Source organism: Bradyrhizobium sp. USDA 4451, from assembly GCF_054822585.1.
Genome location: NZ_JBTRCH010000001.1, coordinates 6,003,924 through 6,026,326, shown reverse-complemented (window position 1 = coordinate 6,026,326; position 22,403 = coordinate 6,003,924). Strand labels below are relative to the sequence as shown.

Below are 22,403 nucleotides of genomic sequence, written 5' to 3'. Positions count from 1 at the left end.
CTCGCGATGTGCCGTCGCCGCCGACAAACGAGTAACCCTCCGCTGCCCGGCAGAGGTTAGCGCCGGCTCGGCCGGGCTTCTTCGGAAATCCTGCCACGACTGCATCAGCCGGCTCTGCCGGCCGTTTGCGGATCACGGAATAATACCGAGGCTCCGCCCCGCCGCCACCGGCCGAATGATGCCATAGCCGTAGTCGTAATTGGGCACGGCGCCGCCCGCCGGCGACGCCGTCGCCTGCAACACTGCGATCATGCGTGCAGGATCCGTCGCCGTCGGGGGCTGCCGGGTTCGCAGCGCGGCGATGCACCCGGATGCGACGGCGCATGATGTCGACGTTCCGGTGTCCGGCTCGAAGCCGCGCGGGCCCCGTAGCACCTTCGAACCAAGGAACTGCGTATAGGCAGTGATGTCCGGCTTCTGTGGAGGCATGCCCGCGATCGACGGTCCTTGCGAGGAATAACAGACGCGCACGTCGTGGATATCGCAGCCGGCGAGTGTCAGCACATCGTCATACGCGTTGGCGCCCATGATCATTCCCGCCGTGCGTTGCAGACATACAGCGCTCGGGCACCCGTTCCCGCAATTGCTGGCGGCGAAAACCACGTCGGCCCCGAATGCCGTCAGCAACCAGACATACAGTGCGAAGGGGTGATTGGGATTGTCGATGTAACGCCTGGGATCGTTGGGCGGAAATTCGTCGAGGCTCGGATGAAAGATGCCCCAACTGTTGTTGACCACGAGCGCGCTCTGCGAAATGGAGCCGATGATCGCCCAGCGCCAGATCAGGACAAAATAGCCACGGATCATTTCCCCGATCGTTGCGCTGACAGTGTGCTCCCCGGCCGGCCGTCCGAGCAGCAGCGGATAATCGAGCAGCGTCACGTTCGGGGCGATCGCGAGCACGCCATAGGCGCACATCGTGCCATGTCCGATGCGATTGAGACCCGGCGTCGTGGCCAGGGTCGGGGGCGTCCAGGAATTGCCGACATCAAGCGCCGGGTTGAAGCCAAGCCGCTTGGCAAGGTGCGGTCTGTAGATGCCGGTATCGACGATGGCGACGGCAACGCCTCCACCATAGAGTCCGTTGTCCTGCAACGTCGCCGTGTCGAGGTCCTGCCGAACCTGGTGGGTGTCGCCGGTGGCTTGGTTTGCCGGGGGTAAGGCATAGCTGCCGCGGAGATCCGCGTCGGACCAGACCGGCTCGCCATCGTTGAAATCCGGTTTGGCGAGGCTTGCGGGAGCAACGTAGGCGCGGATCAGGTATTTCTTCGATTTATCGAGGGCAAGCAGCGAGCGTGCCTTTGCGCCCCTGTCGTTGATCGAGACAGCAGGTCGGCCATCGGCGCCGTCCCAGATCGGCACGGCGCCGAATTCAGTGTCGACGACGAAGTCGTGCGTCGCATTCGCGTCGGCGTAACTCCGCATTTGCCGGGTTGGGCTCCGGCCCTCCAGCATGTCATTCGCGGCCTGGACCAGCGTGTCGTGCTGATTGCGCTGCGCCAGCACCCGTACATAGCCGGTCGGCATTTTCCAGGGGTTCATGGCTCCTTCCTGGTCCAGTGGTTCAGGTTGGGCGCGATCTCGCTACCATTCGGTCTGCGCGAGCGCGAACGTGGCCGCATAGAACGGGCAAGCCGTGAGGAACGGTTTCAGCGCGAGCGCTGACCTAGCGCCGGCGTCGATGTCCTCGCGATAATGCAATCCCGCGATCATCCGGTTCATCGCGACTCGCGCAGCCAACGCGCTCAATGCCTGGCTGTATTGAGGCAGCAGATCGGAAAGGCACGCGGACGTGAGCGTGCCGATGAGCGCGTGCCCGGCCGGATAGGCTGGATGCCCCGGGACCGGGACCGGCGGATACAGTGTCGGGCAGACCTGGTTTGGTCGCGGCTGGTACCAATAGGGTGGGGCGCCGGCACCAGCCATGTTCGAATACTGAAGCTTGAGCTGGACCATGGTGAACTCGCCGATCCGGGCCATGATCTTCATCAGCAGGAACGTGTGCGGGCGGGATGCGGCATTGATGTTGAGAAGCTGCAGCCAGCGCAGCTGAAAATTCTGATCTTCCTCCACGATCTCGCCGAGCGCTTCGGGGCGCTCCGCGACAGCCAGCACCAGGAGTTCGTCGATCATCTGCGTCGTGACCGGGTAGGTGGGTGGTGGCAGCGCGACCGCCGCCTGCCAGTGCTGGCCGCCGATCTGCTGCGCCAGGAACTCGGGCAGGATCGCCGTGGCGCGCAGATCCGGATCCCATTCCGCTTCCGTGAACTTCGCGTTGTACGCCCGCGGTATGGCGATCTCGGCAAGGGGCCGATCTGCCCGCATCGCAAACACCGGCGTTGCATTGCCGGCGCCCGAGCCACCCGTCCAGTTGCCTCCGAACCAATTTCCTCCGAACCAATTGCCCCCCATCACGGACTCCTGTCGTTCGCTGTGAAATGCACCACGACTTCAGTCTGGCAAACCCGCCTGCCGCAAATGATCGATGAAGCGCTCCCGCAGACCTTCTTTGAATGGACACCTCTCGCTGTAGGCCGAAAGTTGGAAGCGAGGCTGTATTTCAAGAAGCGTCTTGGCGACGGCCCGCGCTTCTGCGCCTCGGCCATTTGCAACATAGGCGGCTGCCAGGACACGCAAGTTGGCGGATAGCCGTCCGTTTAGAGCAGCGGTCTTGCGTGCCCAGACGACCGCCTCATCAAAATTGCCACTGATGTAATGCGCTTGGGCCGAGGAACATCAGGTAAAAATATGCCTGTGTGTCGGCCGGCGATAACCGCAATCCCTGTTCAGCGCGCGTGATTGCCGATTGCCCCTCCTCAAGGTAGCCGTACACGCCACTGCTAAGCGTCCAAGCCATAGCATTTCCGGGAGAAGCGCTCAATGCTCTATCAAAGAGGTCGAGTGCGGCATCGTAGTCTTTGAATAAAAGTGCCTTGGTGTGTCCAAGAACCGCCAACGCGAAGCCGTCGGCCGGCGCACGATCGACCGCGGCGGCGGCAAGACGTGCCCCTTCAGCGGCGTCGGGGCCGCCCTCGGCGCCCCAACCTTGCGCGACATTGTGAATGTGCCAAAGCGCGGCATAGGCATAGGGGGTCGCATAGTTCGGATCCGAAGCGATAGCGGCCTGCAACAATTCGCCCGCTCGGCTGAAGTCGAAGAAATTCATGCGATACATGAAGTCGATCGCCTTCATCAGCAACTCATAGGCATTGAGATTGTCCGAACGCTTGCGGAGTGCCCGCTTCAGCTCCGCCTCGCGGACCTGGGGGGCGATACTCCACACGATGCGCGTCGCAATGCGGCTCTGAAACTCAAATAGCTCGGAGACATTTCCGTCATAGTGATCTGCCCACAGCACGATCCCGGCCTCGACGTCCTTCAGTTCCACGCCAATGCGAAGCTGCTTGTCGGCGCGGCGGATGCTGCCGCTCAACACATAACGAACGCCGAGCTCTTGGCCGACCTTCTGGCTGTCGATGGGGCCGGTACGATAGGGAAGCGTGGACGTGCTTGAAATGACGAACAGCCCACGGATGCTCTGAAGCGCCACAACGATCTCGTCGGCCGTTCCGTCGCCGAAGTAATCGTCCTCCGGGCTTCCTTGCGTACGAAACGGCAGGACCGCGATGAAAGGCACCTTGGCCTGGCGGCTCGCCCTGCTCGGCGGCAAGCGTTCGGCTTCCGGTAGCAGGAGAGAATAAGCGTGGACCGGCCGCGAAAGATGCTTGAGCCGGAGCAGGCCGAGGTCTTCGACGGCCACCTCGAGCCGGTCCTTGATCTCCTGAAACATCCCATCTGAAATCACCACGCCGCCGGCCGGCGCTGACTGCTCCAACCGCGCCGCGATGTTGACGCCCTTTCCGAAGATGTCCTCCGATTCAACGATGGTCCGTGCAACGTTCAGACCCATCCGGAATTGTATCTTCCGATCATGTCCTTCTTGGCTCTGTGCCGCGGCGACTTCATGCTGCAAGGCGACCGCGCATCGCGCGGCATCGAGCGAGGAATCGAACGAGGCGAGAAAGCCGTCACCCGTATTCTTCACGATCTTGCCGCGATAGGAGACGATGCACGGGTTGATCACGCCAAAGCGAAGCGCGCGCAGGCGAATGTGGGTAGCTTCCTCCGCCACCTCGGTCAGGCGGGCATAGCCGACAACATCAGCGGCCAGAATAGCGAGCACGCGCCTCTGCGGCGGGGATTCCCCAGTACTGACCCCCGGATGGATCACCGCTACTGCCCCGCGACGTTGCCGAACGCGATCAGCATAGCAGAACCTGGCGCCATTGACAGCGCTCGCCGGACGCCCTGAATGCTTGAGCAAGATCGACACGTGCTTGCGCGCGGTTGGCCGCTTGTGGCTTGCTGGCTTGCGGCTCGCTGCAGGTGCCCATGCCACTGATTTGCCCGACGGCGCAAGCCCCTTGGACAAAAATATTTCGCTTTATCCGAAGGACAATTCAGTGTATAAATCCACCCATCTCGCCCGATCGAGGGGCGCTTCGCGGTCGTCACGAACGCGGGTCGAGATGCGGTGGACGCGGATGTCACGACTGACGAGTGTGGCTAATGCGGACGGCGAAATCGTGCAGGCCTGACGCCCTAGCGGTAGGTGTCTCTTCCGATTGCGCAAATGCGCGTTGCGAAGACGGTGACAACAAAGCCAAGTCTCGCCGGGGAGAGCACGTATAAGCCGTAACCCATCGCGCAGGGAAAGCCGGGTTGTTTCCGGTTACACCTGTGGTCCTACCCCCGAGCTTTCTACCCCATTGCTCGGGGCCCATGGGTGCGATCGGCACCCGGCTTTCCCTGCGCCCTCTTCAAGGAGAGAGGGCGGAACGACAAGCGAAGCTCGGACAATTCATGTCGCGAGAACGCGAAGCTGCGTCCTCATCCTCGTCGTCCTGGCGAAAGCCGAGGATGCACCGCCATATCGACAAATGGAGAGAGACGCGTGTTCATCTCTATCATCCTCAATCCGCCGCCTGCTCGCGCAGCCGCTGCGCATACACGTTGATGATCAGGGCCGCGAGCAGGATCAGGCCGCGGATCAGGATCTTCAGGAAGCTGTCGATATTGACGTGGTCGAGGCCGTTGTTGAGCACGCCGAGCACGAACAGGCCGACGATGGTGTTGCCGATGCCGCCGCGGCCGCCGAACAGGCTGGTGCCGCCGACCACCACGGCCGCGATCGAATCCAGAAGATACGTGTCGAACTCGTTCTGCTGCGCGCTGCCGAAATGGGCGACGCCGAGCATGCCGCCGATCCCCGAGCAGACCGCCGAGATCACCATCACGGCGCCGAGGATGAGCTTGACGTTGAGGCCGGCAAATTCCGCGGCCTCGCGGTTGCCGCCGACCATGTAGACGTAGCGGCCGAACCGCGTGTAGGTCAGCACCAGATGGCCGCCGAGCAGCATGATCGCGGCGACGATCACGATCCAGGGGATGCCGCCGATCGAGCCCGAGCCGAGCGTCGTGATCAGGTCCGGCACCTTGTAGGCGATCTGGCCGCGCACCAAAAGCGCCGAGACGCCGGCTGCGATCTGCATCATGGCGAGCGTCATGATGAAGGAGGGGATGCCGATCATGGTCAGCCCCAGTGCGTTGACGAGGCCGAGCAGCGCGCACAGCGCCAGCGCCAGCATGATCGCGACGATGCCCGGCATCGGGACGTTGGCGATGTTGACGTAGGATTCCTGCAGCGTGAAATACGCCACCGCAATGCCGGTCACGTTGGCGATGCTGGCGATCGACAGGTCGATCTCGGCGCACAGGATCACGAAGGTGAGGCCGACCGCGATGATGCCGGTGACCGACACCTGGGTCAGGATGTTGCCGACATTGTCGATGGTCGCAAACGACGGGCTCGCGATCGCAAAGAAGGCGCTGAGGAAGATCAGCGTCAGGAACGGCGCGATGTTGCGCATCTGCGAGCGCAGGAAGGACGCCAGCCCGCGCGGCCGCTTGTGATCCGCAGGTGCCGTCGCGCTGTCACTGCTTGCCATTATTCCACTCCATTCAGCGCGATGAGCCGCTCATCGCGCTTCCTTGATTTACTTGCGCATGATCTTGTCGGAAAACCGCTTCGCACGTTTCCGGATCATGCTCTACGCCGCCTCCAGCAGCCGATCCTTGCTGACCGCTTCGCCGGCGAATTCGCGCACCACCGCGCCGCGCTTCAGCACCAGGATCCGGTCGGCCAGCGACAGCACCGTTTCCGGCTCGGTCGAGAGCACGATGATCGCCAGTCCCTTGGCGCGGAGGTCGCGCACGATGTTGATGACGTCGTTCTTGGCGCCGACATCCATGCCGCGGGTCGGCTCGCACAGCACCAACAGGCGCGGCGGGTAGGTCAGCCATTTCGCCAGCGCCACCTTCTGCTGGTTGCCGCCGGAGAGCATGCCGAGATCGAGGCCGACCACCGGCGGCCTGATCTGCAACTGCTCGACCTGGCGCTTGGCGATGGCCCGCTCGCGCATCGGCTTGAGCAGCAGCGCCGAAATCCGCTCCAGGATGCTGATCGAGATGTTCTTGTAGACCGGCTCCTGGTGGAACAGCATGGCGCGGCGGCTCTCCGGCACCAGCGCAACGCCGGCGCGCCGGGCGGCTGCGGTGCTGCGGAAGGTTTTCGCGGCGCCGTCGACCGCGAGCGTTCCGCCGTCGGGCCGCAGCTTGCCGAACAGGATGCGCGACAGCTCCAATTGGCCGCAGCCCATGAAGCCGTAGATGCCGAGCACCTCGCCGGCGCGGGCCTCGAACGAGACGTCCTGCAGGGTGCGGCCAAGCGACAGTTGGTCGACCTTCAGAACGGCCGCGCCGCCGCCGGATTGCGGGAGCATCAGGTCGTCGGTGTAGCTGTGCTCCAGCGCCTCGCCGCCGCGGCCGATCATGGCCTCGATCAGCGCGCCCTTGGTGGTGTCGGCGGAGGCGGTCTCGGCGATCTTGCGGCCGTTGCGGAACACGGTCACCACATCGGAGACGCGCAGGATGTCCTCGATGAAATGCGAGATGAAGACGATGCTGGTGCCTTCGTCCCGAAGCTTCTGCAAGGTCGTGAAGAGGCGTTCGACCTCGGGCGGGGAGAGGGCGGAGGTCGGCTCGTCCAGGATGATGATGCGCGCGCCGGAGAACAGCACGCGGGCGATCTCGATCAGCTGCTGCAAGCCGATCGGCAAATCGCCGAGCCGCGTCATCGGATCGACGTCGATACCGAACCGAGCGAGCTGCTCGCCGGCCTCGCGCGCCATCCGCCGCCACTGCACGAAGCCGAGGCGGTTGGTGGGCTGGTTGCCGAGGAAGACGTTCTCGGCGACCGTGAGGTCAGGCGCGACGCTGAGCTCCTGATGCACCATGCCGATGCCGGCGGCATGCGCGTCGCGGGTGGAACGGAAGCGGGTCTCCTTGCCGTCGAGCATGAAGCGGCCGGAGAACTCCGGATGCACGCCGGCGATGATCTTCATCAGCGTGCTTTTGCCGGCGCCGTTCTCGCCGACGAGACCATGGATCTCGCCGGCGTGCAGCGCGAAGTCGACCCCACGAAGGGCTTCGACACCGCCGAAGGCCTTCGTGATCTGGTTCAACTCGAGGATCGCCGAGCGTCCTTGCGACATGAGGCCCGCTCAGATCAGGAAGTGATCCTCCATCCATTGCATGCCGGCGGCGTTGGCCTTGGTCACGACGGGACCGTCGGTGACGACGTTTTTCGGGATGCCCTGGCCGCTCTTCTCGCCGCCGACCACGGCGGCAACGCCCGCGACGATCGCGCCGCCATGGATGCGGCAGGACGGATTGCGGACGGTCGCGAACATGCGGCTTTCGCTGACCGCCTGGATCGCCGGCGGCATGGCGTCGACGCCGCCGATCAGGATGTTGGTGCGGTTGCGCGCCTTCATGATGTTGTAGGCGGCGAGCGCCATGTCGTCATTGTGGAAGAACGCCGCGTCGATCTGCGAATATTTCGTCAGATAGGTTTCCCAGAGCCGGGCGGTCTTGGAGACGTCCCAGTCGGCGGGCTGGGTGTCGAGCACCTCGATGTTCGGGAACTGCTTCACGACCGAGTTGAAGCCCTTGGCGCGGCCTTGCGCGCCGGTGTGGCCGAGCGCGCCCTGGGTCATGATGACCTTGCCCTTGCCGCCGATCGCGTTGCACAGCGCCTGCGTCACCGAAGCGCCCATGAACTCGTTGTCGGGCGCCAGGAACGAATGGACGTTGATTTGATCGAGCGGCGCGATCAGCGTGTCCATGTCGATGACAGGCGTGCCGGCATCGATCATCTTCTGCACCGGCTGGGTCAGCGTGCCGATGCCGAAGGCCTGGATCGCGACGAAGTCCCATTTCTGCGAGGCCATGTTGTCGATCGCGGCGCGCTGCTTGACGGCGTCGAGCTGGCCGTCGAACCAGGTCACCTCGACGTTGAACAGCTTGCCCCAGAACTCTGCGGCCTGCTTGCCCTGCGCGCACCACGTCGCCTGCAGCCCGGCGTTGGAGAATGCGGCCTTCAGCGGCTTTTCCGAACGTCCCGTCTCGGCTGCGAGCGCGGACGTCGTCATGCCCATTCCGCCGAGCAGGCCGGCTGCAGCTCCACCTGCGGCCGCCATCTGCAGAAGGTCGCGCCGCGTCGTCGACGCCTTGTCCATCCCCTTGTCGATGCCCTTGTCGATTCGCTTGTCGATTCCTGGCATTGTTTGCTCCCTCATGTTTTTTCTGACCGTCGGCGTCAGTTGCACGCGCCGCGGATAAAGGGAGTGTGTCACAATCGGAACGGCGACGCTACGCCTTCGCGTCTACCAGATGTTTCTATTGCAGCACGACGGCCTCGATCTCGCGGAGCAGCTTGTGCCACGCAGCATCGATCTCCTGCGACCATTGCTCGCCGAGGATGTCGCGCAGGCAGTCCGCGATCACGGCGAAGAACGCGACGAACAATTCGCGCGGCGTGCCGTAGGCGTCATGCGAGAACACTTCCGATTCGATCAGACGAAAATGTCCGTGCCGCTCGCCGGCGAAATCGAGGATGGCCTCGATCGTCAAAGCTAGCATCGAGCCTTTCACGGGTTCGCTGCCTTCGCTGCGAAACATCGCTTGCGCCTCGGGATGCTCGCGAAACAGGCGCTGGTACACGCGCGGCGTTAGATCATCGCAGAGTGCGGCTGCCAGTTCGAAACTACGTTCGATTGGATTCGCTGATGAGGTCATTGCACGATGCGATCATCACATAAAAAAAGAGCAGGGCTCCAAGCCCTGCTCCAAAAATTGTGTCGACCCTATTTGCCCCAAAAATTCGATTTGATCTTGATTGATGGGGTGACGCTGCTTGTGCGCGTCGGGCTCCTCCCGAGACTTGGACCACCAGGACACACCTCGCGGCTGGCCTGAGCCCGAATTGGTAGACCATCTTTCCAGCCTTGTCACCATTTTCGGCAACGATTGTTCAAATTTCGAGCAATTTGCGAAATGATTGGGATGGCGCCACCGCCGGTTGCGAAAGTCGCTTGAAAACACGTGATGGGGTAAGGAGATACGACCGTGTCGGGACTGCCGTGACGCAAGTGTCACGCTCGGCTAATTCCGTCAGTTGGAAGAAACCGGGCGCGTCCACGATCTCGACTTCCGACGGCCGTGGTGGTTAGGTCCGTTCCGGATGGATTTTGCGATGCGCCGGCGGCTGAAGAATTTTCTGCCCATCGTCCTGGTTGCCCTGCTGGTGCAGATTTTCGCACCGATCGGGGCCTGCTGGGCGGCGAGCCTTGCGCTGTCCGATCCGCTCGCGGCCGCCACCATCTGCCACGGCGACGCCGGTTCCGGAGCCGCTCACGGCGACCAGACCGGTCACGACGCCCATGACGGCTGTTGCTCCGCCTGCAGCGTGCTGCAGACCGGTGCGCCGGTCGATCATCCGCAAGTTGCGATCCAGGCCGTCGAACGCGTGCCGAGCCGGATCTCCTGGCTCGATTTCGCCAGCGAGCTCGATCGTTCGCGGGCGGGCCTCACCGCGCAAGCCCGCGCGCCGCCGCGGTTCTCCTGACCACGTTCCCGCTGCCGGTGCGCGTCCGCGCCGGCGAGTGCCCTTGAACAAGCCGGCCGAACAGCCGGTGTCAGGATTCATCCATGTTTCGGTTTCAACCGCGCGGCGGGGCAGGTGCGCTCGTGCTGGGCGCGGCCCTTTCCACGTTCACGTTCGAGGTGGAGGCGCAGACGACGCTGCCCTCCGTCACCGTCGACGCCCCATCGCCGCGGGCGGCGCGCGCCAGGCCGGCGGCGCCGAAACCGCGCGCGCGGGCGGCATCGGTCCGGCGTGTCCCGAAGCTGGCGACCGCGCCGGCCGTGGCCGCAGCCCCGGCTGGCGGCGCGCGACCAGGAGAGACTCTTGCCGCGACCCGCGACGGCTTGAACCGGGCGCCCACGGGCCAGACCCAGACCACCATCGACCGCAGCCAGTTCGACAACCGGCCGTCGTTCTCGGTCGCCGACGTGCTGCGCGACAGTCCGGGCATCTCGATCAAGCAGGGCAACGGCCCGCGCGATTTCGGCATCTCGATCCGCGGGTCGAACGCCCGGAACGGTTTCGGCATCCGCAACCTCGTCATCTTCGACGACGGCTTCCCGGTGACCCAGCCGGACGGCCTGTCGCGCAGCGACCTGATCGATCCGCATGCCTATGGCGCAATCGACGTGGTCCGCGGCCCATCGTCGGCGCTGTACGGCAATTACGCCACCGGCGGTGCGTTGAACTTCCGGACCCGGCCGGGTGGCACGATCGACGGCGTAGAGTACGGCGTCGACGGCGGCAGCTTCGGCTATCTCAACAACTATCTGGCTGCCGGCAAGAAGGTCGGCAATTTCGAGGGCTCGCTGTTCGCGAGCGACGCCCGCGGCGACGGCTATATCGGCAACAGCTGGTTCAACACCCAGACCGTCAATTTCCTCGGCACACTTCAGGTGACGCCGGACGACCGTTTCACGTTCAAGCTGATCAATAATGATCTGACGGCGCGGCTGCCGATCCGCTCGTCGCTCAATCAGTTCACTCAAAACCCGTTCCAGCAGGGCTGCACGACCGGCGCGACCGCCGCGCCGGGATGCGGAACTGTGACCCTGTTCAACAATGGCTTCAACTCCGCGGCGGGGACCGACAAGGAAACCGCGGTCCAGGCGGGCCTCGGGCGCGACGACCGCCGCACCATCGTCGGCGGCCGCTGGGAGCACGATTTCGACAACCAGACCACCTGGCGCAACCAGTTCGTATTCGACGACCGCAACATCAGCCAGCCGACGGGATCGACCAGCGCGATCGGCGACTTCCCGTCCTACAACTACATGAGCGACGTGGTCAGGCGCGGCGATATCTTCGGACTGGATTCGACGACTTATTTCGGCGGCTTCTACAACACGCTCACGGCCTCGAGCGACACCCGCAATGTGATGCCAGGCGGCAATGCGACGCTCGGAAGCCTGTCCAGCAATCTGTTCAGCACGACGACGAATTACGGCCTGCGCGCGCGCGAGGAATTGAAGCTCACGCCTGCGTTGACGGCCATCGCCGGCATCGGCTGGGAGACCACCAATCTCACAGGGCGAAACACCGCCTATACCTACACCGGTGCGGCCGGGGCGACGACCACGGCGATCACGACCGCGGACCGGCAATTCCAGAATACCGCGCCTGAGCTCGCGTTGCTCTACCGGCTCAACAGCGAATGGCAACTCCGTGGCCGCGTGGCAACGGGCTATGGCACACCGCAAGTCAGCAACCTGTTCGTCCTGCCGGACGGCACGTCGGGCAACAACACCCAGCTGCGGACGCAGAAGAATCTCGGCTACGATCTTGGGGCCGACTGGACGCCGAACAATGCGCTCAAGGTCAGCGTCACCGGGTTCTACGAATTCTTCAAGGACGAGCTGGTTTCGCAGGCCACGCCAATCTCCGGCGTTTCCTACACGTTCAATGCGCCACGATCGGAGCACCGCGGCGTCGAACTCGCCGCCGACTGGAAATTCCTGCCGGGCTGGCGGTTCACGGCGGCCTATACCTATCTCGACGAGGTCTACACGGAATACGTCGAGAACCTCACCAACGGTGCGGTGTTCAGCTTCAATCGGGCTGGCAACAAGATCCCCGGCATTTCGCCGAACGAGCTGACGACCCGGTTGGGCTATGACCAATTGTCGGGCCCATTGCAGGGGCTCGGCGGGTTCGTCGAAGTCCAGTGGAAGGACAGCTTCTACATGGACAACGCCAATCTCCTGAAGGCGCCGGGCTACGAGCTGGTCAATCTCAATGTTCACTACACGACGGCTCTGATCTCCGACTATTTCAAGTCGCTGAATCTGTATCTCGAGGTGCGGAACGTGTTCGACCGCACCTATGTGGCTTCGGCGAACAACATCGCGAATTCGGTGACCGCGGCCGGCATTCAAAATCCCGCGAGCGTACTGGCGAACGCGACCAACTCGATCTATGCCGGATCGCCGCGCGCCTTCGTGGCAGGCATGAAGATTGCGTTCAAATGAGCAGCGCATCGATGACATACCGCAAGTCTGCGGCTCTGACGGGGTTCGCAACGATGATGCTTGCGGCCCTGCCGAACCTTGCCAGCGCACAGATGAGCCATCAGCACGCCTCGGAGGCGGCCTGCGAAGACACCAGCCTGCGCTGTGCGACCAAGGTCACGCCGGCCTTTGGGCCGGACGGAACGCTGTGGCTGACGTGGATGGCCGGGGGGCAGATCTCGGTCGCAGGCTCGAAGGACCAGGGCAAGAGCTTTTCCACCCCGGTGCGGGTCACCCGGGATCGTCTCAACCTGGATTGGGGGCCGGATGCGCGGCCGAAGCTTGCAATTGATGCCAAGGGCGGCATCGCCGTGGCGTTTTCGATCTTTCGCGATCAGGCCTTCAACGGTCAGGTGCTGACCACGCGGTCGACCGACGGCGGGCGCAGCTTTGAGCCGCCGAAGCCGATCACCGCGAACAACGAGAGCCAGCGGTTCGAGACGATCGGCTTCGATCCCGCCGGCGCCGTGTTTGCGGTGTGGCTCGACAAGCGCAACCGCGTCCCGGCGCAGCAACGTGGCGAGAAATATGATGGGGCGGGACTGTTCTTCGCCTCGTCGAAGGACGGCGGCGCGACCTATTCCGATGCGCAGCTTGCCGCCGACAATACCTGCGAGTGCTGCCGTCTCGCGCTGGCGTTCGACGGCGCAGGCCATCCGGTGGTGGTGTTCCGGAACATCTTCGAAGGCGGCGTGCGCGACCATGCGATCGTGACATTCACCGATCTCGCAACGCCGGGTGAGCTGCATCGGGTGAGCCGCGACGACTGGCAGATCGCGGCATGTCCGCACCATGGTCCGAGCCTGACCATTTCGCGCGAAGGGACGTATCACGTGACGTGGTACACCAATGGCAAGGCGCGCAAGGGCTTGTTCTATGCGCGGTCGCGCGACGGCGGCAAAACCTTCTCCGATCCGATTCCGGTCGGTCAGCCGAACCGGAGCCCGTCGCGGCCGCAAATCATCGCGGGGCCGCGGGGGCTCGTGATGGCCTGGAAGGAATTCGACGGGCAAACGACATCGATCAATCTGATGACATCGCACGACGATGGAGCGACCTGGTCGACACCAGCCGTGATCGCCGGGACCGTCGACAGCTCCGACCATCCGCTGCTCGTCTCGGACGGCCGCCAGACCTATTTGTCGTGGATGACGAAGGCCGAGGGTTACCATTTTCAAGCGATCGAGGGCGAACCATGACGCGTCATTTGCTCGCGGCTCTTGTGCTGCTCGCGACGCTGCCGTCCGCATTGGCGGCAGGCGAGGGCGCGCCAAAGCCGTTCGAACGCGGCAGCTGGCAAAAGCTGCTGCATACCCATGCCGGTCATCCGACCCTGGTGCATTTCTGGGGCGTGACGTGCGGCCCCTGCAAGGTCGAGCTGCCGCAGCTCGGTCAGTTCATGAAGGATCACCCGGGCATCGACGTCGTCACGATCAGTGCGGATCTGGTGCCGAACCTCCCGGAGGCGACCCGATCGATGCTGGATAAAGCCGGGCTCGGATCGGCCGAGAACTGGATTTTCGACGACGGCTTTGCCGAGCGGTTGAGATTCGAGATCGATCCGACCTGGCAAGGCGACATTCCGCGAACCATGCTGATCGCGCGGGACGGCACGATCACGACGATCGAAGGCTCGGCCGAAATGGCCGATCTCAACAAATGGTCTGAAGCTCAGACCGCAGCAATCCGATAACGCGACGATCTCAACCTGAAAGGAAATCCGCCGCCATGAAAATGCTCTCCCGCATCCTCGCTCTCACCGCGCTGACCGCGGCGCTGGTGTCGACGTCCGCGCGCGCCGAGGACGTCAAGGCCGGCGACCTCGTGATCACCCAGGCGTGGACGCGCGCGACGCCGAACGGTGCCAAGATCGGCGGCGGCTATCTGACGATCGAGAACAAGGGGACGACGGCTGACCGGCTGGTGTCGGGCACAGCCGATATCGCCGGCAAGGTCGAGGTCCACGAGATGTCGATGGACAACGGCGTGATGAAGATGCGCGCGCTCGACAAAGGCCTGACCATCGAGCCCGGCAAGACCGTGAAGCTCGCGCCCGGCGGCTATCATCTGATGATGTTCGATCTGAAGAACCCACTGAAGCAGGGTGACAAGGTGCCGGTCACGCTCGAGTTCGAGAAGGCCGGCAAGGTCCCGGTCTCGCTCGATGTGCAGGCGGTCGGCGCGCAGGCGCCGGGCGGCGGCGATCATTCCGGCCACGGCGACCATTCCGGTCACATGGACATGAAGAAGATGTGAGGCGGCCATGCGGTCACACACGCTCCTCATGGCCACGGCGGCGCTGCTCGCGGCGTCGCCCGCCGTTGCGCATATCACGCTCGAAGGAAAGCAGGCGACGGTCGGTTCGTACTACAAGGCGGTGTTCGCGGTGCCGCATGGCTGCGCGGGATCGGCGACGGTCAAGATTCGCGTGCAGATTCCGGAAGGCGTGATCGGGGTCAAGCCGATGCCGAAGCCCGGCTGGAGTCTCGATACGGTCACCGGCAAATACGCCGCGCAATACGACTATCACGGTGCCAAGCTCTCCGAGGGCGTGACGGAAGTGGCCTGGAGCGGCGGCAAGCTCGCGGACCAGAATTACGACGAATTCGTGATGCAGACGTTTCTCACCGACACGTTGAAGCCCAACACCACGCTGTATTTCCCCGTCGTGCAGGAATGCGAGCAGGGCGTCAGCCGCTGGATCGATATCCCGGCCGAGGGGCAGGGCGGTGGGCACGACCACGGCAGCAAGACACCGGCGCCCGGCGTCAAGCTGCTACCGAAGTCGTAAGGCCATGCGGCGGGTCGCAAGCGCAGTGAAAGCAAGTCTTGCTGTGCTGCTCTCGGCGTTGTTCTTGGCGTTGTTCTTGGCGCTGTGCCTTGCGACCGCGGCCCATGCGCATGCCGTCCTGATCGCGGCCGAGCCGGCGGACGGCAGCGTGGTGGCGGAAGCACCGAAGACGGTTGTGCTCCGTTTCAACGAAGCGGTGGCGCCGACGGCGGTCAGCCTGCTCGATGCCGCGGGCAAGCCGCGCGACGTCGCGTTCCGCGCCGTCGATCAATCGGTGATGGTGACGCTGCCGGCGGGTCTGCCTCAGGGCACGCAGGTGGTGAGCTATCGGGTGGTGTCGCAGGACGGCCACCCGGTGGCGGGCTCGCTGCTGTTCTCCATCGGCGTCGTCACCGGCTCGGCGGCGCCATCAGGCGATGGCGTGCTCCACGCGCTGATCTGGCTGGCGCGGCTCGCGCTCTATTTCGGACTGTTCGCCGGCGTCGGCGGTGTGTTCTTTGCCGCCTGGATCGGGCAGGGCCCGGCCGGCGAGCGGCTGATCATGTCGGCGCTGAAGATCGGCCTTGCCGGCGCGGTCACTTCACTCGGCCTGCAGGGCGTCGACCTGTTGAACCTGCCGCTCTCGGGACTTCTGACCTGGGCGGCATGGGCCAGCGCCGCCGGCACCAGCCTGTTTCCGGCCCTGTTGCTCGCGATTGCCGCGATGCTGATCTCGGCAATCGCCTGGCGCAGCCCGTCATTCCGCGCGGCCTTCATCCGCACCGCGGTCGCGATGATCTGCGTCGGGCTGTCGTTCGCCGTCAGCGGCCATGCCGCGACCGCTTCTCCGCAATGGCTGACCCGGACGGCGCTGTTCATCCATGGCGTCGGCCTGGCGTTCTGGATGGGGGCCCTGGCTCCGCTGGCCGTGCTTGCCTGGCAGCGCAAGGATACGCTGCTGCGGGTGCTCCGGCGGTTTTCGACGCTCGCGGTGCCGGTGGTCGCACTGATCGCCTTGTCGGGCCTGGCGCTCGCGATCGTCCAGCTCGACAGCTTTGGCGCGCTGATCGACACCGCATATGGCAACGTCCTGGTCGCGAAACTTGTGCTCGTCGCGCTGCTGCTCGGGTTCGCCGCGCTGAACCGGCTGGTGTTCACACCGGCGATCGCGCGCGAATTTCACCGGACACGGCCGCTGCAGCGTTCGATCGCGGTCGAATTCGTGCTGATGATCGCCATCCTCGGTCTCGTCGCACTGTGGCGCTTCACGCCGCCGCCGCGCGTGCTGGCGATGTCGACCGATGTTCCGCTGGCGGTGCATATCCACACCGATGCGGCGATGTTCCAGGTGCTGATCGGGCCGGGCAAGGTCGGGCAGAATGACTTCGTGCTGCAGCTGATGAACGGCGATGCCAGCCCGTTCGCCGCCAAGGAAGCGACGGTGACGTTGAGCCTGCCCGAGCGCGGCATCGAACCGATGGAACGCGCCGCCGCGCGCGGTCCCGACGGCTATTGGCACGTGAAGAAGGTGCCGTTGACGGTCCCGGGGCGCTGGCACATGCAGATCGACGCCCTGGTGAGCGATTTCAAGAAAGTGACACTGGAAGACGATTTCGAGGTCAGGTAAAGCCGCGGTCGGCAAGCTCGGCGCTTTGCCAGGGCGCAATTCGATCAAAGGGCCGAAAATCGCCTGATTTGAAGGGTTTTTGTCATTCGGCGGCCTTGTGTTTTCACACCCGATCCGGTTTCACTGCAGCTCTTCCCATGCTTTCCTGATTCCCGAGTAACGCCATGCGATTGTCGCGGTTTTTCCTGCCCATCCTGAAAGAAAACCCGAAAGAGGCGGAGATCGTCTCGCATCGGCTGATGCTGCGCGCGGGCATGATGCGGCAGGAGGCCGCCGGCATCTATGCCTGGCTGCCGCTCGGCTTCCGGGTGCTGAAGAAGATCGAGCAGATCGTGCGCGAGGAGCAGGACCGCGCCGGTGCGCTCGAGCTGTTGATGCCGACGTTGCAACTCGCCGATCTCTGGCGCGAAAGCGGCCGCTACGACGCCTATGGCCCGGAGATGCTGCGCATCCTCGACCGTCACAAGCGCGAGCTGTTGTACGGCCCGACCAACGAGGAAATGATCACGGAGATCTTCCGCTCCTACATCAAGTCCTACAAGAACCTGCCGCTGAACCTCTACCACATCCAGTGGAAGTTCCGCGACGAGCAGCGTCCGCGCTTCGGCGTGATGCGCGGTCGCGAATTCCTGATGAAGGATGCCTATTCGTTCGACCTCGACGAGGCCGGCGCACGGCGCTCCTACAACAAGATGTTCGTGGCTTACCTGCGCACCTTCGCGCGGATGGGCCTGAAGGCGATCCCGATGCGGGCCGAGACCGGCCCGATCGGCGGCGATCTCAGCCACGAATTCATCGTGCTCGCCGACACCGGCGAGTCCGGCGTGTTCATCAACCGCGATGTGCTGGACCTGCCGGTGCCGGGCGAGGACGTCGATTATGACGGCGATCTGACGCCGATCATCAAGCAGTGGACCTCGGTCTACGCTGCGACCGAGGACGTTCACGAGGCCACGCGCTTCGAACGGGAAGTGCCCGAAGCAAAGCGGCTCAACACCCGCGGCATCGAGGTCGGCCAGATCTTCTATTTCGGGACCAAATATTCCGACACCATGAAGGCGATGGTGGCGGGCCCCGACGGCGTCGACGTGCCGATCCATGGCGGCTCCTACGGCGTCGGCGTGTCGCGTCTGGTCGGCGCGATCATCGAGGCCTGCCACGATGACGCCGGCATCAAATGGCCCGAGGCGGTGGCGCCGTTCCGCGCCGCGATCCTCAACCTCAAGCAGGGCGATGCTGCGGTCGACGGCGCCTGCGAGCAGCTCTATCGCGAGCTCTCGGCGAAGGGCGTCGACGTGCTCTACGACGACACCGATCAGCGTGCCGGCGCCAAGTTCGCCGCGGCCGATCTGATCGGAATCCCCTGGCAGATTCTGGTCGGACCCAAGGGGCTTGCGGACGGCAAGGTCGAGGTCAAGCGCCGCAGCGACGGCTCGCGCGACAACATGACCCCCGCCGACGTAGTCGCGAAGCTCGCGGGTTAAAGTTTATTCACGCTGCGCTGTCGGCGGGGTAATCCGGCCACATTTGGCCCGAATCATGGGATTATCGAGAGATGGATGAGACCATGAACGAGCCAGTCCGTACCCCGCCTTTTGCGCCATTCGAATGGCTGCTGTCCGGACGCTATCTGCGCGCGCGCCGCAAGGAAGGCTTCATTTCGGTCATCGCCGGATTTTCGTTCCTCGGCATCATGCTCGGCGTTGCCACGCTGATCGTGGTGATGGCGGTCATGAACGGCTTCCGCAAGGAACTGCTCGACAAGATCCTCGGCCTCAACGGACATCTTCTGGTGCAGCCGCTGGAATCGCCGCTGACCGACTGGAAGGATGTCGCCGACCGCATCAGCCAGGTGCAGGGCATTCGCCTTGCCGCGCCTGTCGTGGACGGGCAGGGGCTCGGCTCATCGCCGTTCAACGCCGCCGGCGTGTTCATCCGGGGCATCCGTGCCGACGACCTCAACAACCTCACCTCGATTGCCAAGAACATCAAGCAAGGCACGCTCGAGGGTTTTGACGAGGGGCAGGGGGTCGCGATCGGCCGCCGGCTCGCCGACCAGCTCTCGCTGCACGCCGGCGACATGATCACGCTGGTGTCGCCGAAGGGCGCGGTGACGCCGATGGGCACCACGCCGCGCATCAAGCCCTACAAGATCACCGCGGTGTTCGAGATCGGCATGTCGGAATACGATTCGACCTTCGTGTTCATGCCGCTGGCCGAGGCGCAGGCCTATTTCAACCGCAACAACGACGTGTCCTCGATCGAGGTGTTCACCACCAATCCGGACAAGATCGACACCTACCGCAAGCTGGTGACGGAGGCCGCCGGGCGGCCGGTCTTCCTGGTCGACTGGCGGCAGCGCAATTCGACCTTCTTCAACGCACTGCAGGTCGAGCGCAACGTGATGTTCCTGATTTTGACCATGATCGTGCTGGTTGCGGCGCTCAACATCGTCTCCGGGCTGATCATGCTGGTGAAGGACAAGGGGCAGGACATCGCGATCCTGCGCACCATGGGCGCCTCGCAGGGCTCGATCATGCGGATCTTCCTGATCACCGGTGCCTCGATCGGTGTGGTGGGAACGCTGACCGGCTTTGCGGTCGGCATGTTGATCTGCCTGAACATCGAATCGATCCGGCAATTCCTGTCATGGCTGACCAACACCGAGCTGTTCTCGCCCGAACTGTATTTCCTGTCGAAGTTGCCGGCTGAGGTCGATTTCGGTGAGACACTCGCCGTCGTGATCATGGCGCTGACGCTGTCCTTCCTGGCGACGCTCTACCCGTCGTGGCGCGCCGCGCGCCTCGATCCGGTCGATGCGCTCCGGTACGAATAGGAGCGCACATGGCGGAGGGGGCGGAAGACACACCGGTCATCTATCTTCATGACATCAAGCGGGAATACCGGCAGGGTGAGGCGACGCTGACGATCCTGAACGGCGCCAAGCTGGCGCTGTGGCCCGGCCAATCGGTGGCGCTGGTGGCGCCGTCGGGATCGGGCAAGTCGACGCTGCTGCACATCGCGGGTCTGCTGGAGACCCCCGATGACGGCGAGGTCTATGTCGCGGGTACGCCGACCTCGCAGATGTCCGATGTCGACCGTACGCAGATTCGCCGTTCCGATATCGGCTTCGTCTATCAATCGCACCGGCTGTTGCCGGAGTTCTCGGCGCTCGAAAACGTCATGCTGCCGCAGATGATTCGCGGCCTCAAACGCTCCGAGACCGTCAAGCGCGCGACCGAGATCCTGGCCTATCTCGGACTTGGCGACCGCATCACCCACCGTCCGGCCGAGCTCTCGGGCGGCGAGCAGCAGCGCGTGGCGATCGCACGCGCGGTGGCCAACGCGCCGCGGGTGCTGTTTGCCGACGAGCCGACCGGCAACCTCGATCCGGGCACGGCCGATCATGTCTTCAACGCGCTGATGCAACTGGTGAAGGCGACCCGCGTCGCGATGCTGATCGCGACCCACAACATGGATCTCGCCGCGCGGATGGATCGCCGGGTGTCGCTGTCGAACGGACAGATCGTCGAGCTCGAATAGCGCATCGTTGCACGAAGCGGGTGACGCCCCGCGTTAAGAGCGCGCGCTAAGCCATAGAATCCGAAGCGCTTTTCGCCGTACTTCAAGCGGCACGGAAGGCGCCTGGATTCTCAATAGGCCGGGCGGGACCGTCTGTCGGATGCCCGCGTCCGATGGTCGAGCGGCGGACCCACATAGTAGGGGTTGTCGATACACATCGCTCCCAGCCCGGACGCCGATGCCTGGCACTGCGCCATCGAGGTGTAGCCGCAGTCGGTGTCCTCTCCGCCCCAACGGTAGTTGCGCTTGCAGACCGGCGAGGTCGAATCGTATTTCTGCGCGTTGGCCGGCGCACTCGCGACGATGCCAAGGGCCGCGAGTCCCAGAATCAAGCTGCGCATCAGAGTCTCCTGTCGATCAACTGCCGGCGGGCGCAGGCATAGAAGCTCTTGCGGGAATTGTGCATCAAGCCACATTCCCCGCAACCGTTGCCCGAAGCCCGGACTGTCAGTGGATGAACAGATCGAAGAAGCTGTCACCGCGCTCCCGCGCGGGCGTGTGAAGATACGAGCGCGGGTCGTTGTCGCCGGCATAATAGGGGTTGGCGACGCAGGTCTGGCCGATGCCGTTGGCTGTCGCGAGGCACGCTTGATACGACGGATAAGAGCAGTTGCTCAGACCGGGATAACGGTCGCCCTGAATGCAGAACGGGTAGCGCACGCCGACGGCATGTGACGGAGCGGGGTTGAGCGTAGCGAGGGCGACCACCGAGGCCGCAGCAGCAAATATCATCGTCCGCATGTGCATTCCTTTTGCTGCGAAGATTCGATTTCGGCGATGATCCAAATCGGACAAGCTGGTGCCGGTCAACACGATCTTGCGCGCAGTTGCGCGCGCGGATTTGAATTGTGAAAATTATGCGGCAGCCGTGTGGCAGAGGTTCCAGGAAGTGGCTTGTAATACAGTATTAACTTCAAATTTGAGCGAAGTCGTTTGGGCCTGCCTGTTGCAGCGAAGTTACAGCAATTCCGTTCCGGGCTGCTATGAGGGTGTCTCGCGGCCTTGGGGGCCTGTAGAAAAGTTGGAACGGGAAAAATGAAGAAGATTTTGCTTGTCACCGCCAGCCTGATCGCGCTCAGCGCGACCGCTGCTTCCGCGGCTGACCTCGCGGCTCGCCCTTACACCAAGGCTCCGCCGCCCATGGTTGCCGCTGTTTATGATTGGACCGGCTTCTACATCGGTATCAACGGTGGTTGGGGCCAGAGCCACGACAACCGTTCGGTCGACGGCCTCGGTGGCGTCGGCAGCTACGATGCCAACGGCGGCACCGTCGGTGGCCAGATCGGCTACCGCTGGCAGACCGGCGGCTGGGTGTTCGGTCTGGAAGCTCAGGGCAACTGGGCTGACTTCTCCGGCAGCACCGGCAACCTGGTCGTCCCGGGCGGTGTCGTTCGCTCGAAGACCGATGCGTTCGGCCTGTTCACCGGCCAGATCGGCTACGCCTGGAACAACGTCCTGCTGTACGCCAAGGGCGGTGCTGCGGTTACCGACCGCAACTACCAGTTCCTGGCTCCCGGCGGCGCGCTGGCGTCCTCGACCGGCTACGACACCCGTTGGAGCCCGACGGTTGGTGTTGGCCTCGAATTCGCCTTCGCCCAGGGCTGGTCGCTCGGCGTCGAATACAACCACATCTTCGAAGACACCCATGGCGCGACCTTCGTCACCCCGGCTGGTGTTGCGGTTACCGGCTTCCACACCGGTGGCGACACCGACATGGTCCTCGGCCGCCTGAACTACAAGTTCGGTGGTCCGATCATTGCCAAGTACTGAGCCAAGTACTTAGCCAACGACTGATCGCTCGCTTGATCCAAGCGACGGCGAAAACCCCGGGCTTCAGCCCGGGGTTTTTTGTTGGCTGGACGGGATTGCCCT

The 22,403-nt window shown here is 63.8% G+C and carries 21 protein-coding genes; 11 read left to right on the top strand and 10 right to left on the bottom strand.

The genetic code is table 11. The features are described from left to right. Nucleotides 1–132: 132 nt before the first annotated feature. From ACVMB0_RS27850 to ACVMB0_RS27815, 8 genes are all read right to left on the bottom strand, one after another. Nucleotides 133–1,542 (bottom strand): S8 family serine peptidase, encoded by a 1,410-nt coding sequence (locus tag ACVMB0_RS27850; protein ID WP_461348300.1) that lies wholly within the window; start codon nt 1,540–1,542, stop codon nt 133–135. A 42-nt stretch (nt 1,543–1,584) separates the two neighbouring features. Next, nucleotides 1,585–2,412, bottom strand: a complete 828-nt coding sequence (locus ACVMB0_RS27845) for a phosphatase PAP2 family protein (RefSeq protein ID WP_456754544.1) — start codon at nt 2,410–2,412, stop codon at nt 1,585–1,587. Between the two features lie 39 nt (nt 2,413–2,451). After that, nucleotides 2,452–2,637, bottom strand: coding sequence for a hypothetical protein (locus ACVMB0_RS27840; RefSeq protein ID WP_461348299.1), 186 nt, complete (start codon nt 2,635–2,637; stop codon nt 2,452–2,454). A 58-nt stretch (nt 2,638–2,695) separates the two neighbouring features. Then, nucleotides 2,696–4,183, bottom strand: coding sequence for an adenylate/guanylate cyclase domain-containing protein (locus ACVMB0_RS27835; RefSeq protein ID WP_461348298.1), 1,488 nt, complete (start codon nt 4,181–4,183; stop codon nt 2,696–2,698). Nucleotides 4,184–4,973: 790 nt separating this feature from the next. Then, complete coding sequence (locus ACVMB0_RS27830; RefSeq protein ID WP_456754547.1) at nt 4,974–6,008, bottom strand: ABC transporter permease; 1,035 nt, start codon at nt 6,006–6,008, stop codon at nt 4,974–4,976. A 102-nt stretch (nt 6,009–6,110) separates the two neighbouring features. Continuing rightward, entirely contained in the window at nt 6,111–7,613 is a 1,503-nt protein-coding gene (locus tag ACVMB0_RS27825; RefSeq protein WP_461348297.1) for a sugar ABC transporter ATP-binding protein, read from the bottom strand. 9 nt (nt 7,614–7,622) lie between these two features. Beyond that, the gene (locus tag ACVMB0_RS27820) at nt 7,623–8,684 is read right to left on the bottom strand and encodes a sugar ABC transporter substrate-binding protein (protein ID WP_461348296.1); all 1,062 of its coding nucleotides are present in this window, start codon (nt 8,682–8,684) and stop codon (nt 7,623–7,625) included. A gap of 115 nt (nt 8,685–8,799) precedes the next feature. Continuing rightward, on the bottom strand, nt 8,800–9,198 hold the full coding sequence (locus tag ACVMB0_RS27815) for a globin (protein WP_461348295.1): 399 nt from the start codon (nt 9,196–9,198) through the stop codon (nt 8,800–8,802). A gap of 457 nt (nt 9,199–9,655) precedes the next feature. On the opposite strand from ACVMB0_RS27815, the gene ACVMB0_RS27810 reads away from it, so the two are divergent. From ACVMB0_RS27810 to ACVMB0_RS27765, 10 genes are all read left to right on the top strand, one after another. Continuing rightward, complete coding sequence (locus tag ACVMB0_RS27810) at nt 9,656–10,027, top strand: DUF2946 domain-containing protein (RefSeq protein ID WP_461348294.1); 372 nt, start codon at nt 9,656–9,658, stop codon at nt 10,025–10,027. Nucleotides 10,028–10,110: 83 nt separating this feature from the next. Further along, nucleotides 10,111–12,513 carry a TonB-dependent receptor family protein gene (locus ACVMB0_RS27805; protein ID WP_461348293.1) on the top strand — a complete coding sequence of 801 codons (2,403 nt, stop codon included), beginning with the start codon at nt 10,111–10,113 and terminating at the stop codon, nt 12,511–12,513. A 53-nt stretch (nt 12,514–12,566) separates the two neighbouring features. Then, nucleotides 12,567–13,751 carry a sialidase family protein gene (locus tag ACVMB0_RS27800; protein WP_461348292.1) on the top strand — a complete coding sequence of 395 codons (1,185 nt, stop codon included), beginning with the start codon at nt 12,567–12,569 and terminating at the stop codon, nt 13,749–13,751. Beyond that, complete coding sequence (locus tag ACVMB0_RS27795) at nt 13,748–14,245, top strand: TlpA family protein disulfide reductase (protein WP_461348291.1); 498 nt, start codon at nt 13,748–13,750, stop codon at nt 14,243–14,245. The genes ACVMB0_RS27800 and ACVMB0_RS27795 overlap by 4 nt, the downstream gene beginning before the upstream one ends. A gap of 35 nt (nt 14,246–14,280) precedes the next feature. Then, nucleotides 14,281–14,808 carry a copper chaperone PCu(A)C gene (locus tag ACVMB0_RS27790; protein ID WP_461348290.1) on the top strand — a complete coding sequence of 176 codons (528 nt, stop codon included), beginning with the start codon at nt 14,281–14,283 and terminating at the stop codon, nt 14,806–14,808. A 7-nt stretch (nt 14,809–14,815) separates the two neighbouring features. After that, nucleotides 14,816–15,343, top strand: a complete 528-nt coding sequence (locus ACVMB0_RS27785; protein ID WP_456754555.1) for a YcnI family copper-binding membrane protein — start codon at nt 14,816–14,818, stop codon at nt 15,341–15,343. 64 nt (nt 15,344–15,407) lie between these two features. Continuing rightward, nucleotides 15,408–16,949 carry a copper resistance CopC/CopD family protein gene (locus ACVMB0_RS27780; protein ID WP_461348289.1) on the top strand — a complete coding sequence of 514 codons (1,542 nt, stop codon included), beginning with the start codon at nt 15,408–15,410 and terminating at the stop codon, nt 16,947–16,949. A gap of 164 nt (nt 16,950–17,113) precedes the next feature. After that, nucleotides 17,114–18,433 (top strand): proline--tRNA ligase, encoded by a 1,320-nt coding sequence (gene proS / locus ACVMB0_RS27775; RefSeq protein WP_456754557.1) that lies wholly within the window; start codon nt 17,114–17,116, stop codon nt 18,431–18,433. 71 nt (nt 18,434–18,504) lie between these two features. Next, on the top strand, nt 18,505–19,785 hold the full coding sequence (locus tag ACVMB0_RS27770) for a lipoprotein-releasing ABC transporter permease subunit (RefSeq protein WP_456754558.1): 1,281 nt from the start codon (nt 18,505–18,507) through the stop codon (nt 19,783–19,785). An 8-nt stretch (nt 19,786–19,793) separates the two neighbouring features. Further along, nucleotides 19,794–20,492: an ABC transporter ATP-binding protein gene (locus tag ACVMB0_RS27765; protein WP_456754559.1), complete on the top strand. Its 699-nt coding sequence runs from the start codon at nt 19,794–19,796 to the stop codon at nt 20,490–20,492. Nucleotides 20,493–20,602: 110 nt separating this feature from the next. Here the strand turns inward: ACVMB0_RS27765 and ACVMB0_RS27760 are convergent, their stop codons facing one another. Both ACVMB0_RS27760 and ACVMB0_RS27755 read right to left on the bottom strand, forming a co-directional pair. Then, entirely contained in the window at nt 20,603–20,872 is a 270-nt protein-coding gene (locus ACVMB0_RS27760; RefSeq protein ID WP_461348288.1) for a DUF3551 domain-containing protein, read from the bottom strand. A gap of 106 nt (nt 20,873–20,978) precedes the next feature. Next, nucleotides 20,979–21,341, bottom strand: coding sequence for a DUF3551 domain-containing protein (locus ACVMB0_RS27755; protein WP_456798018.1), 363 nt, complete (start codon nt 21,339–21,341; stop codon nt 20,979–20,981). Nucleotides 21,342–21,566: 225 nt separating this feature from the next. Between ACVMB0_RS27755 and ACVMB0_RS27750 the strand changes: the two genes are divergently transcribed. After that, nucleotides 21,567–22,301: an outer membrane protein gene (locus ACVMB0_RS27750; protein WP_456754562.1), complete on the top strand. Its 735-nt coding sequence runs from the start codon at nt 21,567–21,569 to the stop codon at nt 22,299–22,301. The last annotated feature ends 102 nt before the right edge of the window (nt 22,302–22,403 follow it).